This window comes from Bdellovibrio sp. ZAP7, assembly GCF_006874645.1.
Classification (GTDB): Bacteria; Bdellovibrionota; Bdellovibrionia; order Bdellovibrionales; family Bdellovibrionaceae; genus Bdellovibrio.
This window is the reverse complement of sequence record NZ_CP030082.1, coordinates 334,237-350,378: the sequence shown is the minus strand read 5'-3', so window position 1 is coordinate 350,378 and position 16,142 is coordinate 334,237. Positions and strand designations below refer to the sequence as shown.

Annotated in this window: 13 protein-coding genes; 7 read left to right on the top strand and 6 right to left on the bottom strand. The window is 44.7% G+C overall.

Features of this window, described 5'->3' with window-relative positions:
- Positions 1 to 106 precede the first annotated feature (106 nt).
- Both DOM22_RS01800 and DOM22_RS01795 read left to right on the top strand, forming a co-directional pair.
- Entirely contained in the window at positions 107 to 967 is an 861-nt protein-coding gene (locus DOM22_RS01800) for a PilZ domain-containing protein (protein WP_142698747.1), read from the top strand.
- 83 nt (positions 968 to 1,050) lie between these two features.
- On the top strand, positions 1,051 to 2,139 hold the full coding sequence (locus DOM22_RS01795) for a lactonase family protein (protein ID WP_142698746.1): 1,089 nt from the start codon (positions 1,051 to 1,053) through the stop codon (positions 2,137 to 2,139).
- On the opposite strand, the gene DOM22_RS01790 is transcribed toward DOM22_RS01795, so the two are convergent.
- Positions 2,136 to 2,732 carry a hypothetical protein gene (locus DOM22_RS01790; protein ID WP_142698745.1) on the bottom strand — a complete coding sequence of 199 codons (597 nt, stop codon included), beginning with the start codon at positions 2,730 to 2,732 and terminating at the stop codon, positions 2,136 to 2,138. The genes DOM22_RS01795 and DOM22_RS01790 overlap by 4 nt on opposite strands.
- Positions 2,733 to 3,040: 308 nt before the next feature.
- Here DOM22_RS01790 and DOM22_RS01785 point away from each other — a divergent pair, with 308 nt between their 5' ends.
- The 3 genes from DOM22_RS01785 to DOM22_RS01775 all read left to right on the top strand — a co-directional run bounded on the left by DOM22_RS01785 (position 3,041) and on the right by DOM22_RS01775 (position 8,391).
- Entirely contained in the window at positions 3,041 to 6,106 is a 3,066-nt protein-coding gene (locus tag DOM22_RS01785; protein ID WP_142698744.1) for an efflux RND transporter permease subunit, read from the top strand.
- Positions 6,107 to 6,175: 69 nt separating this feature from the next.
- Positions 6,176 to 7,222 (top strand): hypothetical protein, encoded by a 1,047-nt coding sequence (locus tag DOM22_RS01780; protein WP_142698743.1) that lies wholly within the window; start codon positions 6,176 to 6,178, stop codon positions 7,220 to 7,222.
- Complete coding sequence (locus DOM22_RS01775) at positions 7,219 to 8,391, top strand: hypothetical protein (RefSeq protein ID WP_142698742.1); 1,173 nt, start codon at positions 7,219 to 7,221, stop codon at positions 8,389 to 8,391. The genes DOM22_RS01780 and DOM22_RS01775 overlap by 4 nt, the downstream gene beginning before the upstream one ends.
- A 54-nt stretch (positions 8,392 to 8,445) precedes the next feature.
- Here the strand turns inward: DOM22_RS01775 and DOM22_RS01770 are convergent, their stop codons facing one another.
- Both DOM22_RS01770 and trxB read right to left on the bottom strand, forming a co-directional pair.
- The gene (locus tag DOM22_RS01770; RefSeq protein ID WP_088616303.1) at positions 8,446 to 8,943 is read right to left on the bottom strand and encodes a response regulator transcription factor; all 498 of its coding nucleotides are present in this window, start codon (positions 8,941 to 8,943) and stop codon (positions 8,446 to 8,448) included.
- 149 nt (positions 8,944 to 9,092) lie between these two features.
- A complete protein-coding gene (gene trxB / locus DOM22_RS01765) occupies positions 9,093 to 10,037 on the bottom strand; it encodes a thioredoxin-disulfide reductase (protein ID WP_142698741.1) in 945 nt (314 codons plus the stop codon).
- 96 nt (positions 10,038 to 10,133) lie between these two features.
- On the opposite strand from trxB, the gene DOM22_RS01760 reads away from it, so the two are divergent.
- Positions 10,134 to 10,421, top strand: coding sequence for a 2Fe-2S iron-sulfur cluster-binding protein (locus DOM22_RS01760; protein ID WP_142698740.1), 288 nt, complete (start codon positions 10,134 to 10,136; stop codon positions 10,419 to 10,421).
- On the opposite strand, the gene DOM22_RS01755 is transcribed toward DOM22_RS01760, so the two are convergent.
- The 3 genes from DOM22_RS01755 to DOM22_RS01745 form a co-directional block, all read right to left on the bottom strand.
- Positions 10,412 to 11,122 carry a tRNA (guanosine(46)-N(7))-methyltransferase TrmB gene (locus DOM22_RS01755; RefSeq protein WP_168196529.1) on the bottom strand — a complete coding sequence of 237 codons (711 nt, stop codon included), beginning with the start codon at positions 11,120 to 11,122 and terminating at the stop codon, positions 10,412 to 10,414. The genes DOM22_RS01760 and DOM22_RS01755 overlap by 10 nt on opposite strands.
- A 6-nt stretch (positions 11,123 to 11,128) precedes the next feature.
- Positions 11,129 to 12,130, bottom strand: coding sequence for a cation diffusion facilitator family transporter (locus tag DOM22_RS01750; RefSeq protein WP_142698739.1), 1,002 nt, complete (start codon positions 12,128 to 12,130; stop codon positions 11,129 to 11,131).
- An 82-nt stretch (positions 12,131 to 12,212) separates the two neighbouring features.
- Positions 12,213 to 13,217: a diguanylate cyclase gene (locus tag DOM22_RS01745; protein ID WP_142698738.1), complete on the bottom strand. Its 1,005-nt coding sequence runs from the start codon at positions 13,215 to 13,217 to the stop codon at positions 12,213 to 12,215.
- A 476-nt stretch (positions 13,218 to 13,693) separates the two neighbouring features.
- Between DOM22_RS01745 and leuS the strand changes: the two genes are divergently transcribed.
- Entirely contained in the window at positions 13,694 to 16,099 is a 2,406-nt protein-coding gene (leuS, locus tag DOM22_RS01740; RefSeq protein ID WP_142698737.1) for a leucine--tRNA ligase, read from the top strand.
- The last annotated feature ends 43 nt before the right edge of the window (positions 16,100 to 16,142 follow it).

The window sequence follows — 16,142 nt, the reverse complement described above, 5'->3', positions numbered from 1 at the left end:
CTCACTCTGAGACGACGAAAATTCGTGGATTTGGAGTGAGCAGTGAGTTCACTAAAGTGAGTCCAGGTTACTTAAGTGTGTTCCCCAATAACCGATAACTTTAGTAATGAAGACTCAGGGGAAAATTTGGCTTTTCTATGAAGCCGAAAAGAAAGAGCAATCCAAGCCAATGTCTGTGGTTCAGGCACAGGTATTTTTGTTGTCGTTGAAAAAGAACGACCATCTAAAATACTTCATCTGGACACCAGGGTGGCCTGATTGGACTTGCGTAAAGGACTTTCTGAAGTCAGGTCAGAACTATTTCGTCATGACCAAACCTCCGCAACCTGCAAGTCAAAGCGAGCAAACTGAAAAGCACTATTCTTCCAGTGAAGATAGCACTCAGGTTATCGCCGCAGAGGAAACAGAAAAAACTAATTCGGGAACGATGATTACCATGTCAGGACTATTTACCAAGGTCCGCGATGGTAAACCGATGAAGAAGTCCAATCCCGTGGACTATGGTTACTATCACCACGATTTCAACGGGGATGATCTGGATATTTCCAAAATCAATAAAGTAGGTATTCCTGAGAAAGTGAAGATTTACGAAGAAACTGATTCTCGTAATGAAGATTCAGATCGTCGTAAAGACACACGCCATGATTTCAAAATTGAAATCATCCTGGTTTCAAAAACCAAATCCTTCCGTACATTCTCTCGAGACATCTCGATCAGCGGTACGCAGTTGGAAAAAGAAATCCCTCGGGAGTTTCTAAATGTCCCGTTTGATTTGATCATCGTGAATCCTTATGAAAAAGACACAGCTCGTGGTCGTCTGCTTTTCAGAGCGAAAATCGTTGGCGACATGACAGATCCTCGTCGACTTATGTTCATCGAACAAGATGAGGATATGACTGCAAAACTCGACACCCTACTTAGGTCTTATCTTAAAGCACAAGTTGCCAATAAAAAGGTCGCTGGTTAAAAATCCAATATATTTAAGATTCTTAATTAAAGATTTCTTAACAACTCGCCGATCTCAAAGTGAAGCGCGTTTAAGGAGATTTCATGAAGAATCTATTTCCTATTTCCTCAATGGTGATCCTGTCTGTTGGTCTAAGTGCCTGCGAACCGAAGGTTGAAGACTCCGCAAGTTCAGGAACTCACTTATATATCACCTCGGGCACCTGTTACGTGGGAAATGGTCTTACAGCAGAAACACCTTCACGCACTGTTAGCAAATTGAATTTATCCACGGGTGTGGTTGATGAAATCATCATGGACTATAACACTGTGAATTCCACGGACAGACCGCAAGCTGTTCTAAGTTCAGATGATGCAAACTTATTAGTCTTGGTAGAAAACTCCACTAGCAATGCTCGTCGTATTGATTTGGTGAAAAAGAAAGGGAGCAGTCAATTCTCCACTTACTTTAACGACAGTACGACTCTGACGAATACAGCGACGCACATAGTTCGGAGTATGTTTCGCACACCAGATGGTGGTTTGCTAATTTCAAAAAGTGTTGCCGCAGAAAAAATCAGTTCCAGCAAAGGACGTGTAACTGTCGGTGCCAATCCATTTATTAATGCACCTACTGGTGGTTCTTGTGGCACGACCAACAATTCCTTAATCACAGCGGCAGTGGCCGTGTCTAATTCAAAATATATCTTTGCCCATGCCGCCGCAACACCGAACAATCGCGTGGTCTTCGTAAATAATGTGAACGGTTGGTCTGCCGCCGCAGATTGCACTACAGCGGTTGCTGCGCCTGCAACGACAACGTACCCAACAGCGATGGTTTATATTCCCTCGACAACAACAGCTAATGCAGGATACTTGCTAGTATCTTATTCCAGCAGTACGGCCGCTCAAGACTATATTTATGCTTATGATGTGAATGAAACAACAGGTGCGATTACTGGCGCAACCAAGGCCTATGAAAATGCCTCTGTTTTGCGTGGAATCTCTGCGATGACTTATGACTCAACTAGTGGCGGAGTTTTTGTGGCCAATGGATCAACAACTTTGGCGAATGGAATTGAACATTTCACTTTCGACGCAACTTCTAAAACACTGACCCGAGTCGGCACAGTTCCGTTTGCAGGTACAAGCCTTTACACGAAATGTATCACCGGAATGACCGTCGCAAACTAAGGCTGCCTTTCAAAGACATCGATCATCGACATATACTTTTTTAGAGCTTGCACATAGCTGTTTTGTTCAGGAACAGCTGTTTTATCAATTAAAGATTTTGATCTTCCAAAATAGATATAAGGCAAATAGTCAGCATACTTATCTGGAGTAATATGATCCAGGTGGTAAGTTTTAATTCTGGTTTTCATTTGCTTTAGGGCTTCAATCAAATATCCCATCGTCGCAATCGCTGCATTCTCTGGGATATCCAAGTTTTCAGAAGTGATTCCAAATTTTTCGACGACCGCCCCTGGCAAGAACTTAATCTGCGTCAGCCCACGACTGTTTGGATCAACCCCTTTACCAGTCGTCACCGAGCGCATAACTTTCGCTAAGCTCACGGCCCAGGGCATCGCTTCTTTTACTTTGTACCGCGCACTTTCTCCAAAGCGGGTTTCGCGACCCAAGATACCCACCGACATCTGCGCCAGCAACGTGTACTCTTCGCCGCTCACCTTATACATTTTCTGAAGTTCGATTTTGTTTACAGCCAGCGCCTGAATAAAGCGGCGCACTTGGATAGTTTGTACCTCATCAGAGTTTGGTACTAACATGATCTGACAATCGTCACAGTCCGACTCCAGCCATTTCCACGACTGAAAACCCTGATCCTGAAGCAGAGCAGTTTCCATTTGTGAAGACCAAGAGGAAGATTGAGAAAAGGCGTGCCCGCTGTCTAACAAAACGACAGCGACAATTAGTGCTATTCTAATTGAAAGCCAAAATTCCTTTAATTGCATTTCAGGTCCCCATTCTTCTCTTATGAATGATGGTTGCAATTTGATTGCCTAAGTTTTTTTAAGGTAAAAGTGATTGATCTATAGAGAATCCCTGGGGAAGCTAGGACCTTACGGAGGATTCCATGGGCTTGATTGATCTTTCCATTCGTCGTCCTGTTTTTGCCTGGGTCATCATGTTTGCACTCATCGTTTTTGGTGCCATCTGCGGAAACCGCATGGGGATCAGTCAGCTGCCCGACGTCGACTTTCCTATCGTCAGTGTCTCTGTCTCTTACGAAGGTGCCGCCCCTGAAGTCGTCGAAGCCGAACTGGTAGATCCCATCGAAGAACGCCTGTTAGCAATCGAAGGCATCAAAGAAATGCGCTCCTCTGCTCGCCAGGGAGCTGGAACTGTCACCTTGGAATTTGATATCAATCGCAACGTCGATGTCGTCCTGCAAGAAGTGCAAACAGCCTTAAGCCAATTGCGTTTACCCCAAGGGGTGGACCCTGCGGTCGTCAGAAAACAAAATCCTGAAGAAGATCCAATCATGATCATCTCCGTTTACGGAGATGCATCCTTAAAAGAAATGCTGAATTGGACGAACAATTACCTGCTGGATCAATTGCGTTTCCTACCCGGCATCGGCGAAGTCAGCATCGGGGGATTCAGCGAAAGGAATCTTCGCATCTGGCTGGATGTCACCAAGCTTGAAGCGAACTATTTGACCGTGAATGATGTTGTGGCCGCGCTGGCAAGTCAGCACTTGGAAAGTGCCGCAGGTCAATTCACCGAGAAAGACCGCGAATTGCGTGTCCGCTGGTTGGGTGAAGCCAGCAACGTGAAGGAAGTTGGTGATATTCAAATCCTTAATCGCGGCGGCCAACGTATCCAAGATCGTTCTATCTTTATCCGCGATGTTGCGCGAGTGGAAGATGGTCTTTCTGATGTTCGTCGTCTTGCCCGCTTTGAAGGTCACCAAGCTGTCGCCATGCAAGTTCGCAAACAGCGTGGCACCAACGAAGTTCAGGTTGCCGATGCCGTTCTTAAGAAGCTTGCGGAAATCAAAGACAGCTTTCCTAAAGGTTACAATTACCGTGTGAATGTCGATTACACCCGCTCGACTGAAGCAACAGTGCACTTGACCTTAGAAAAACTTTGGGTTGCGGCCCTCATCACCATTGTCATTTGCTTTTTGTTCCTGGGAAGTATACCGGCTGCGATTAATATCTTGTTCTCAATTCCCACCTCCATTGTAGGAACCTTTACGATTCTCTATTTCTCGGGCTTTACTTTAAATCTTTTTACTCTGCTTGCATTGACGCTTTCAATTTCGATCGTCGTCGACGATGCGATCATGCTATTAGAAAATATTATTCGTCATTACCGCATGGGTAAGGGCTCTGCGAAAGCCGCGTCTGATGGATCTAAAGAAGTATTGCCAGCTGCTATCGCGGCAACTTTGGCGGTCGTAGCCGTGTTCCTTCCTGTTGTATTCATGGATGGAATTATCGGTAAGTTCTTCTTCCAATTCGGTATCACGATGAGTGCCGCAGTATTACTGTCACTTTTGGAGGCCGTCACGATCACTCCAATGCGTGCCGCCGCTTTCCTAAGCAGTGAACCGAAAGTTTCAAAACTTGAACACTATTTGGATGTGGTTTTTGAAAACTTCTCGCACGCCTATCAAAGAGTTTTAAAAATCACGCTGAACTGGAAATACACAGTCGTTATTGTTTCCTTCATTTTCTTTGCCATATCAATGTTCCTGATTACAAAAGTTCGTCAGGAGTTCGTTCCTGCACAAGACCAAAACTTTATCGTCATCAACGCCCAGGCGGCTCCGGGTACGTCCTTACAGACGACCAGCGATATGACGAAAATGCTGGAAGAGATCTTACGCAAAAATCCGAACGTTCAGGGCTTCGTCACTTCGATCGGGGGCGGCGGTGGTTCCAGCAACGTGAATCAGGCCTTTATCCCCGTAACACTTATTCCGCGAGCAGATCGCAAAGTGAATCACGTGCAGGTCATGAATGAACTGCGCAAAGAATTTAAATCTGTTAAAGGCATGCGCATTTCCATGCGTGACGTTTCTGCCCGAAATCTTTCATCGGGTCGTCAGAATCCCTTGGCAATCAACTTAAGAGGCGCCGATCTTAAAATTCTGCAGGATAAATCTGTCGAATTGATGGAACGCCTGGAGAAAGAAAATCTTGCCGTGGATTTGGATTCAGATTTCCGCTCAGGGATTCCAGAACTGATTCTAACCCCAAATCGTAAAGCCATGGCTGATCGCGGAGTTTCCATTGAAACTGTCGGCCAGCTTTTACAAGCCGGCATTGGGGGACTTCGTCAGGGTCGGTATACGGCTGACGGCAGACGCTATGATGTGCGCTTCAAAATCAACGAAAACCAAATCCAGAAACCAAGTGATTTCAAACGACTTTATGTCAGAAACAACTTTGGCAATTTGATTCCGATGTCTCAACTTGTGAACATCAAAGAAGAAGGCGCCATTCAAAGCATCAGCCGCGTGAATCGCCAAAGAGCAATCTCGGTATTCGGCAATCTAGCTCCCGGCCAATCTCAGGCGGCGGTCCTGGCCCGCACCGCCACCATCGCTAAGGAAATCCTTCCTCCAGGATATTCCTATGCCCTCGAAGGAGCCTCTGCTGGATTTGCACAATCCTTCCAAAGTCTTTACTCGGCCTTAGCGATCGGCATCTTGGTGGCCTATCTGATTCTGGCGGTACAGTTTAACTCGTTCATCCACCCTATCGCCGTGCTGGTAGCTTTACCATTCAGTGTGAGCGGAGCTTTGATGGCGTTATGGTCCTTTGATGTGTCGTTGAATCTGTTCAGCTTTATCGGATTGATTGTCCTAATGGGTATTGCGAAAAAGAACTCCATCTTACTTGTGGAATTCACGAATCAAGTTCGAAAGCACAACAAAGAAAGCATCGCCGCAGCGATCCTGGAAGCCTGTCCCGTGCGCTTAAGACCGATTCTGATGACGTCTGTTGCCACGATTGCGGCGGCGGCTCCGTTGATCATTGGAACAGGTATCGGCTCAGAGACTCGCCTGCCAATGGGTCTTGCGATTATCGGCGGAACGATTGTTTCGACTTTGCTGACGTTATTCGTTGTCCCAGCACTGTACTTGATGCTCACACCTCTAGAGCGCACTAAAGAAGTACAGCTTTAAGCGGACGAAAATTGACAACTGTTGATACTTTTGACACTTGTATTTCACTATTTTGAAGATGACAACCACATGAAAATTGCATCTTCACTGACGATGCAAAAAAATTGGTTTAACATTTTCATATCAGTTGCAATATTTCTGGCGACAGGCTGTTCCTTTAAAAAGGAAAAGCTTGTTCAAACTGATGCTGTCAACACCTCTTCCGGCGAAATGTTATTGTCCCTTGAATCCTTCTCTACCAAAACAGACGATGAAGTAATACAGCATCTCTCAAAAATGCCAAACGAGAGTTTAGAAAAAAATGAAGCACTTGATTGGTCTATTATAAATGCTCGTTTGGCAGTCATTAACTACCTTCTCAGTGAGAGAGGTCTCTCGCCATTCTCTTACTCTGAACAATCGGTACACATTTTAGCTACGAATTCAAAATTGAAATCATTAGTATACGCATTTCAGGAACCCGAAATTTTCCAATTGGTTGAACATCTCTATGCAGAAAAGAACCCAAGGGTATGGGAAGAAACTTTATCGAGAATGAATATAAAGACTACCACCTGCAGCAACATTTTCGAAAAAATGATGGATATGTATTTTTATGTTCCGAACAGCAACTCACAAAAATACATTGGAAAAATCGATTCTAAAAATGTCGTCGACTCGTACTATTTACTGTCAGGAACTTCGACCTGCAGTTCGATCAAAGAGTTAATTCCAACTTCATCATTTGAGAAATGGTATGTCGCGGAACTGAAAACTCAGTATTTTTCAAAATTTTCCTCCACAACATTGATAGAGTTTTTCAATTCCATTAGTGCTGTCCAAAATCTGTCCCTTGATTTAAGTACTCCAAAAGGGACGATCAGAATCGATCCTGTAGCTTACATTCTTGCTGGCATGCCGGATATGGAAGAAATGTCATTAAAGCAACGCTGGATTGACATGGTTAGCCCTAGGACAAGTAAATCTCCTCTATTTTATAATATTCAGTATACTCCATGCTCGGCAGAAAACAATGCCACTGATGAAGATCCAATTTGTGAGAAGGCTAACTTCAAACAAAAAAATAAGATCAGAAATTTAATTCAACATGTATTCAACACCGGAGAAGCCTTATGAAAATAGGACTTCTTATTCTGTTTTTTTTAATTACAGGATGTTCGTTTTCCAAAACTCCAAAGGGTAATCAATCGAATATTCCACACGTCAAGGTGACTACATTTAAACTTGATAAAAACCAGCTAAAAATTCTTGAACTCATAAACTCGAATGATCTCTCCTATATCAAAAATGAATTAGTTGATGTAGTACCAGGTTTCAATTTCAGCGATAGCACCGGGAAGACACCCGCTGACATTCTTATCTCCTTAGACGACAGACAAAAAATTGATTTATTCCTTAAAAAAGGATTAAGTATTTATGAGTCTTCCGAAGACAATCTATCAAATCTACTTCTTTCTCGTCAGAATCAAATCGAAAAAGAACTAAATAAATTTTCAATAGAGGCTACTGTATCTGAGAAGAACAACTATTCTGAGGAACTTCACTTTTCAAATACCTCCGAAATAATCAATCTAATTTCAAAAGGCGAGATTCAGAAAGCCAACGCTTTGGTTACCAAGCTTAAGATGAATTGTAAAATGGCCACAACGGTTCTATTAATGGAAGGAATAGTTGCCACTCCTCCCACGTCTAAAAATATAAGAACGTTCATAGAAAAATTTGGCTGCACAGACAATTTGCCAGAAAATGAAGTACAGACGCTACTCAAACTAGAAGTTCAACATCAATTTCAGCACGGATTCGAGTCGCTCGAAATAATTGGGTTGATTCAAACGTTCAAAAATAAACGAATGAACTCATTCAATTTAGAAAATTCCAATATTAAAGTTAGTCTTCAGTTGCTTATGGCAGTCGCCAGCTATTGCCCGTTCAATATTGAAAGGGCTCGCCATACGGAGCTAGGCCGCATGGAGTATGACATTAATGAAGCCTGTCTCACGCCTGGCCAAGATCCTCCTAAGTATACAAATTTTGGTGATTGCGAATATTCTAATAACATATGTTTAGAAACAAGATATGGCATCAGACCCGAGCAGTTCGACTTTGTTTTATCAAACGAAGGTGAGCGTCTTCTTGCCCTTAAGATACCGTTTACAATGAATTTCAGCTCCAAGCTTTACGGGCAAATTTTGGCTTACATGTACGGATTTAATAAATCTCGAAAGTATTGGAGCGACTCAATTTCATTTATTTCAACTCCAAAGTTTGAATCATATGACCAATGAAAAAGGCCCGCGAAATTCGCAGGCCTTTTCTATAACTTTTATTCGAATTTAAAACTAAGGATTCATTTTAAGAAGTGTTTCCACAGTCTTTTTAAGTTTATCAACGTCGAACGGTTTCTTAATGTAATCATCTGCGCCGATTTCGAAAGCTTGCTTCATATCTTCTTCAGAAGCTTTTCCGGAAACGAAAACCAATGGGATCTTTTTAAGGTCTTTGTTTTCTTTAAGTAACTGAGCAAGTTCAAAGCCATTCACCCAAGGAAGACCGACATCCAAAAGAATCAAATCCACCGGATGATCATCCAAGACAGTCGAAAGCTCCGTGGCATCAGCTGCAAGCTTCGTCACATATCCTTCGCTCTCAAGGATTCTTTTCATTGCCGAACGCATAGTTTCGTCATCTTCAATAACCAAGATAACTTTTGGATCGAGCTTTTTCTTAGCTTCACGGAATTGATCCAAATCAACCACATCCTGACTCGCAATACGAGCCTTCGTGATCTTCTCAATCTTGTTAACCAAATCCTTGGTATTAATTCTTTTGTCTTTCATAAAATCCCTTTTAAAAAACAATTCTATAAACTGGTCAAAATGGTTCGAGCGCAAGGCGGAGGGTAATCCCCACAGCGCAGGCGTGCTTCAGGCACGTCGGAGCGAGGAGATGGCCCGACAACGCAGTCGATCGGGCCATTTTCACCAGTTTAGTGGTGAGCTTGAGCTTCTAGCCATCTCTCTGCATCGATGGCGGCCATGCAACCTGTGCCGGCTGCTGTGATCGCTTGGCGATATACAGAGTCTTGCACGTCTCCTGCTGCAAAGACACCAGGAATGTTTGTGTAGGTCGAGTTTGGTTGAGTTACCAAATAACCTGTTTCATTCATATCTAAGATACCTTTGAACAAATCTGTCGTCGGTTTGTGTCCAATTGCGATGAACAAACCAGTCACGTTCATAGTTTGCGTTTCACCCGTTTTGATATTGTGAACTTTGGCACCCGTCATGGATTTACCATCACCCAGGACTTCAGTTACTTCAGAATCCCAGATCACTTGGATTTTTGGATTCTTCATCGTTCTGTCAGCCATGATTTTAGAAGCTCTGAAGTGGTCACGTCTGTGAACCACGTAAACTTTCGAAGCAAAGCGAGTCAGGAACTGAGCTTCTTCCATTGCAGTATCACCACCACCCACAACGATGATTTCTTGATTGCGGAAGAAAGCGCCGTCGCAAGTCGCACAAGCAGACACCCCACGGTTCATATAAGTTTTTTCAGAAGGCAAACCCAAGTACTTAGCACTTGCACCTGTAGAAATGATGATAGATTTCGCCAAGTGAAGTTTCTCGCCAATCCAAACTTTGAATGGACGTTGAGAGAAATCAACTTTCGTTACGTTGCGAGTGATAAAGCGAGTGCCGAAACGCTCTGCTTGTTTTCTCATCACAGCGATCAGGTCTGGACCTGTTACACCATGCTCAAAGCCTGGGTAATTTTCAACTTCAGTAGTGATCATCAACTGACCACCAGCTTCTTCACCTTCGATCATCAAAGGTTCCAAGTTTGCACGACCCGTGTAAACTGCAGAAGTAAGACCCGCAGGTCCTGAACCGATAATGATGACGTTTTCTACTTTTTGATCTTCAGACATAAATACCTCTTAGAATAGACGCCTAAAGCCTAACACAATTAGGACCCATTTCATTACTTCTTTGCTTGTTTTGGAGTGCGTCAGCTACAATGAGACATGCCTGTGATTTCTTTTAAGAAAAATAGATCTCCCCTGACGGTGGAAACGGGAGCGAACCTCATGGAAGCCCTGCTTAATGGCGGGCTCCCCGTGGCTTCCAGCTGCTCTGGAGACGGCGTTTGCGCAAAATGTCGTATTCAGATTGTTTCGGGTGCAGAGAATCTAACGGCCGAGAATGAGACAGAAAAATTCCTAAGAGAAACCAAAAAAGTCGCCCCTGACAGCCGTATCAGCTGCCAGGTTCAGGTCATGGACGACATCACGGTGGATGCGTCTTATTGGTGAGGCTTTTGTAAACGCACGAAGTTGATCAGGATGCCTTCGCGTAGAAAGATCTTTTCAAAAGCAGTTTCAAAGTTTTCAGCCTTGATCGGAGAGTTGTGAAGGTCACGAGTCTCGAACAAAATATTGTATTTGCTCTGACGGATTTCATCCATCGCCCAATCAAAATAAACCAATGAATCTGTTTTGAATTCAATAATCGATCCTGGTTTTTGCAAATCGAACAAGATATCCAAATTCAATTTTTGCACGAAACGATTCTTAGGTTTCTTAGGAGAAGTCCATGGATCCGGGAAATGAATGAACACATTATCAATTTCACCAGGAACAAAAATATCCGTCAAATTGAATGCGTGGAAACGAGCCACAGCTGCGTTTCTGCAGCCAGCTTTATCTGCGCGGCGAATTGTTTGGATCAGGGGTTTATATTTTAGCTCCAAACCCACAACCAGGCGGTTTGGATTTTTTTGAGCATAGTGAGCGAAGTGAGTTCCGTTGCCAGTACCAACTTCCAAATCCATTGGAACAGACGCATCCGTTTTAAAAACGTCAGAACGCCATTTCCCTTTATTCGCCAAAACGCGCATTTCATCAAATGCGATATGAGAGTACTCCCCGTTCAAAGCCAACGTATAGTCAGTTTGATGAGGAAGGTCCGTAGTTACATTGATTCTGCGTTTAGTGGAAATAGAAGCGTCTGTCATGCCCCACTAGTTAGACTCTGGGGGCCCTTCGGTCAAGCTTTTCACTGTGAAAGGACGACGTGCCTGAAACGGCTGCAAACGAATCGGGCAATCCGGCATATCACACTCAGAACAGTAGGATTTTTTACAAGGGTCCATATGAAAAGCCAGCTCCCCGTCAAAGACATAGTCTGCGACGACGGCTTTCTCAAAATCCTGAGACTCACTATGAACTTTGGCAACGTCCCAGTATTCGGGCACCACCAAATGAGCATCCACGTGGTGAAAGCGACCGTTGCGCATGATACGCAGCTGATGAATATTGATAATGCCAGGACGACGGTTTTTTTCTAAAGCATCACATAAATCTGTCAGTGAAGTTTCACTGATTTCGTCCAACAAACCACCCATCGATTCACGAACAATATTGTATCCCGAGTATGCCAGCTGCAAACCGATTAAAATGGCAATCACAGGGTCAAGCCACTGAATATCTGTGAGAAGCACCAACCCCAAACCGATGATAACTCCGACAGTGGTAACGACATCAGAAATAACGTGGGCACCACTTGCCTGCAAAGCTTCCGAATGATGACTTCTGCCGACACGCTTTAAATACAAACCCAATAAAAGATTTAAAAAAGCTGCTCCGGAAACAATGGCAATACCAATTTCCAACTTTTGCGGAGGATGCGGAAAAAGCAACGCCTTCACCGATTCATAGATAATCAAAATAGCGGCGGAAAATATCAGACCGCCCTCGAACGCCGCCGAGAAGTACTCGGCCTTACCGTGTCCATAGGGATGCTCGCGGTCGGCTGGCTGCGCAGAAAACCAAATCACATAAAGGGCAACCAAAGACGCAACCACATTCACAATACTTTCCAAAGCATCAGAAAGAACCGCCGCCGAGCCCGTCATACGGTACGCGACAACCTTCATCACAAAAATCAAAAAACTTGCGATCGCAGAGATCAATGCGGCTTTATTGCGGATATTGTCTGATTGAGAGGATGAAGTAGTGACCATAAGAGGGTTTTCGTAAATCCCACTTCAACAGTCAATGAATTAATGATTACTTATGAATCAGTTCCGCTGAGGGGTCGCCAAACTAGCTGGCTGACTTTTTACGAGCAAGGGATGGCGGAAGTATTTCCACCACTTTGGCTTCATCAGGTTTGTAGTAACTGACCTGGTTACGGCCACGGCGTTTGGCATCGTACAAAGCATGGTCGGCTCTGCGAACCAGTTCCTTGGCACCAATATTTTCGCCGGGAACAGTGATCGCAAACCCCACTGAAGCGGTCAATTTGATCGAGTCCTCACCGTTACGGAATGTCGTTTTCTCGATATTTTCACGCAAGCGTTCACAGAAATGCATCGCACCTTCGTGATTCGTTTCCGTCAAAACAACCAGGAATTCGTCACCACCATAGCGGGCTGGAATATCGATATTACGAGTGCAAGCGCGAATGATTTTACCCACTTCTGAAAGCACGTAACTTCCGAATAAATGGTCATGACCATCATTCACGGTTTTGAAATAGTCCATATCCATCATCACCACACAGACGTCACGACCGAAGCGTCTTGCACGCTCCATCTCGAACTCCAGGCGTTGATAAAGGGAACGCATGTTGTACAGATTCGTCAAATCATCCGTATCAACCAATTCTTTAAGTTTATCATTCGCAAATAACAACTGCTCGTGAAGGTCACGGATACGCAATTGGGAGCGAATACGCGCTAACAATTCAAGAGGAACAAAAGGTTTTACAATGTAATCGTCAGCCCCTGAATCCAGAGCTTCAATGATCGCTTCCGTGTGAGAGTTCTCAGACACGAAAACGCAGGAAACATGCGACAGGCGTTCGCGGATCGCGCGCAACACACGCAGGCCCGCCATCGATTGCGCCATCCAATCCAAGATAACAACGTGAGGAATCCACGACTCGATAAGCTTATGAGCTTCACCTTCCGTCGTCACACCACGCGCATCGTAACCCTCCCAACGGAGAGGCTCCAACAGTATTTCTAAACTGTCTGGATCGTCGTCGATCACCAGGATACGGCGACTTTTAGGATGTTTATTGCTACCAGTTTCAAAACCACTCATCTACACACCAGTATAACTTTGACGTTCTCTTCGGTTTAGTTCTGGCTCGAGTTGAGTCCAAAATTCAGTCTTATGTACTGGGTTAAATTTGCCCCCTTTCCCCTGGGCTTTCGTGGGGTCACCCGGGACGGGTTAGGTGGTGCGATTTGCTTCGGACAGGTCCTCGCTCGATTTGATCAAGGGCTCTTGAACTCTGACTTTTGGCTCGCTGCGGAACTCGCAACTCGCACCACCTAACCCGCCCCGGGCTCCTCAAGAAATTTGGGGAGGGTGCGAATTTAATTAGTTATTAGACTCAATAGGATTCAGTTCGGGCTAAAAATATCTAAAGAGAAATGCAGTTGGAGATGCCTGAGGTTTATTTAAGGATTTTTGGGGTCGTGGGGGTATCGGTCATTTAGGGTTTCTCGTTGAATTGCCTTGGGTTTTTCGATAGTTATGGTTGATCTAAATTGGCTTCTTTGGAGTGGTTTTTTATGAGTTTGAATTTTAGTGAGATTGAGAAAAAGTGGCAGAAGAAATGGGCGGATGCTCAGGCGTTTAAGGCTGAGGCGACTTCTTCTAAGCCGAAGTACTATGCATTAGATATGTTTCCTTATCCTTCTGGATCGGGTTTACATATTGGGCACATGGCTTCTTATACGCCTGGTGATATCGTTTCTCGCTACAAACGTGCGAAGGGCTTCAATGTTCTTCACCCGATGGGTTACGATGCGTTTGGTTTGCCGGCGGAGCAATATGCTATTCAAACGGGAATTCATCCTGCGATCACGACTGAAAAAGCGATCGAAAGCTTCCGCAACACTCTTCAGTCATTTGGTTTTAGCTTTGACTGGAGTCGTGAGATTTCTACAGCAGAACCTAAATACTACAAGTGGACTCAATTCATTTTCTTGAAGCTTTACGAGCGCGGTCTCGCCTATCAAAAAGAAGTTCCTGTGAACTGGTGCCCAGAACTTAAAACAGTTTTGGCGAACGACGAAGTCATCGACGGCAAATCTGAGCGTGGCGGTCACCCGGTGATTCGCGTTCCGATGAAACAGTGGATGCTTAAAATCACTGACTATGCTGAACGTCTTTTGAATGACTTGGATAAATTGGACTGGCCAGAACGTACTAAAGAAGGTCAACGCAATTGGATCGGTAAATCTGAAGGCGCGCGCGTTACTTTCAAAGTAAAAGACGAAGCAGATTTGTCTTTCGAAGTCTTCACCACCCGCCCTGACACTTTGTTTGGCGTGACATTCATGGTGATGGCTCCGGAACATCCGTTGGTTAAAAAAATCACAACTCAACCTCAGCACTCTGCGGTTGAGGACTATGTGCTCGCGACTTCTCGAAAATCTGAAGTTGAGCGTAAAGCGACAACTGAAAAAACAGGTGTATTCACAGGTGCTCATGCTGTGAATCCGATTAATGGCGAAAAAATCGAAATCTGGATTGCTGATTACGTTCTGACTGACTACGGAACAGGGGCCATCATGGCGGTTCCGGGTCACGATGCTCGCGATCACGAATTTGCGACAAAATTCAATCTTCCAATTAAACGCGTTCTTGAAGGTGGCGAGACTTTGCCATTCGAAGGCGACGGAAAATTGGTCAATTCTGATTTCCTAAATGGCCTTTCTAAAAACGAAGCGATCAGCAAAATGATCGCACACTTGGAAGACAGAAAGTTGGGAACTCGCGAAGTTCAATACAAACTTCGTGACTGGTTGTTCTCTCGCCAACGTTATTGGGGCGAGCCGTTCCCGATCGTCAACCTTGCGGGTGGCAAACAAATAGGTGTTCCATACAACGAACTTCCTGTGATGTTGCCTGAAGTGGCGGACTATGAACCATCTGAAACTGGGGAAGCTCCTCTTGCAAAAATTCACGAGTGGGTGAATTACCAAGGGAAAAATGGCGAGACTGGTCGTCGCGAAACAGACACCATGCCAGGCGCCGCTGGTTCTTCTTGGTATTTCCTTCGTTACATTGATCCTAACAATGACGCGGCTCCATTTGATCCAAAGGCTGAAAAATATTGGATGCCCGTGGATCTTTACGTGGGCGGACCTGAGCACACGGTCGGTCACTTGTTGTATTCACGTTTCTGGATGAAGGTTCTTTTCGATTGCGGACTTGTGACTCACGACGAACCATTCCAAAAACTGGCGCACCAGGGGATGATCCTGGGACCAGATGGTCAAAAGATGTCAAAATCTCGTGGAAATGTGATTTCTCCGGAAGAGATCGCAAAAACTCACGGGGCTGACTCGATCCGTATGTTTATAAGCTTTATGGGGCCTTTGAACGCCGACAAACCGTGGTCTCCAACTGGAATCGACGGCGTGAAGCGCTTCTTGGATCGCGTTGGCCGCCTTGTTGTATCTGACGACGGCAAGTACGTTGCCACGAAAGACGCTTTGCCACCGGCTATTGAGAAATTACTTCATAAAACGATCAAAAAAGTCACTGACGACATTGAATCGATGAGCTTTAACACAGCGATTGCGGCAATGATGATCCTGGTAAATGACCTTTACAAGGCCGAGTGCCGCTCTGAACTGGCTCTAAAACCACTCGCGCAAATCTTGGCACCTTTTGCTCCGCACTTGGCCGAAGAATTGTGGGAAAAAATGGGCGGCCAGGGACTTTGCTCTTTGGCTCCATGGCCGAATTATGATAGTAACCTTTGCGCTGATGACACTGTGACAATCGGCGTGCAGGTGAATGGAAAAATGCGCGGCACGATCGAAATTGGAGTTGCTGCTTCTGAAGAGGAAGCACTGACTGCGGCGAAAGCCGTGCCCGGTGTTAATTCTGCACTTTCCGGCAAAGAACCTGATAAGGTGATTTACAAAGCTGGAAAGATTTTGAATCTTATAATCAAAGCCTAGGGCAATCTTTTGAAGGCCCTGGCGTAACTGCTCCGGCAAAGCT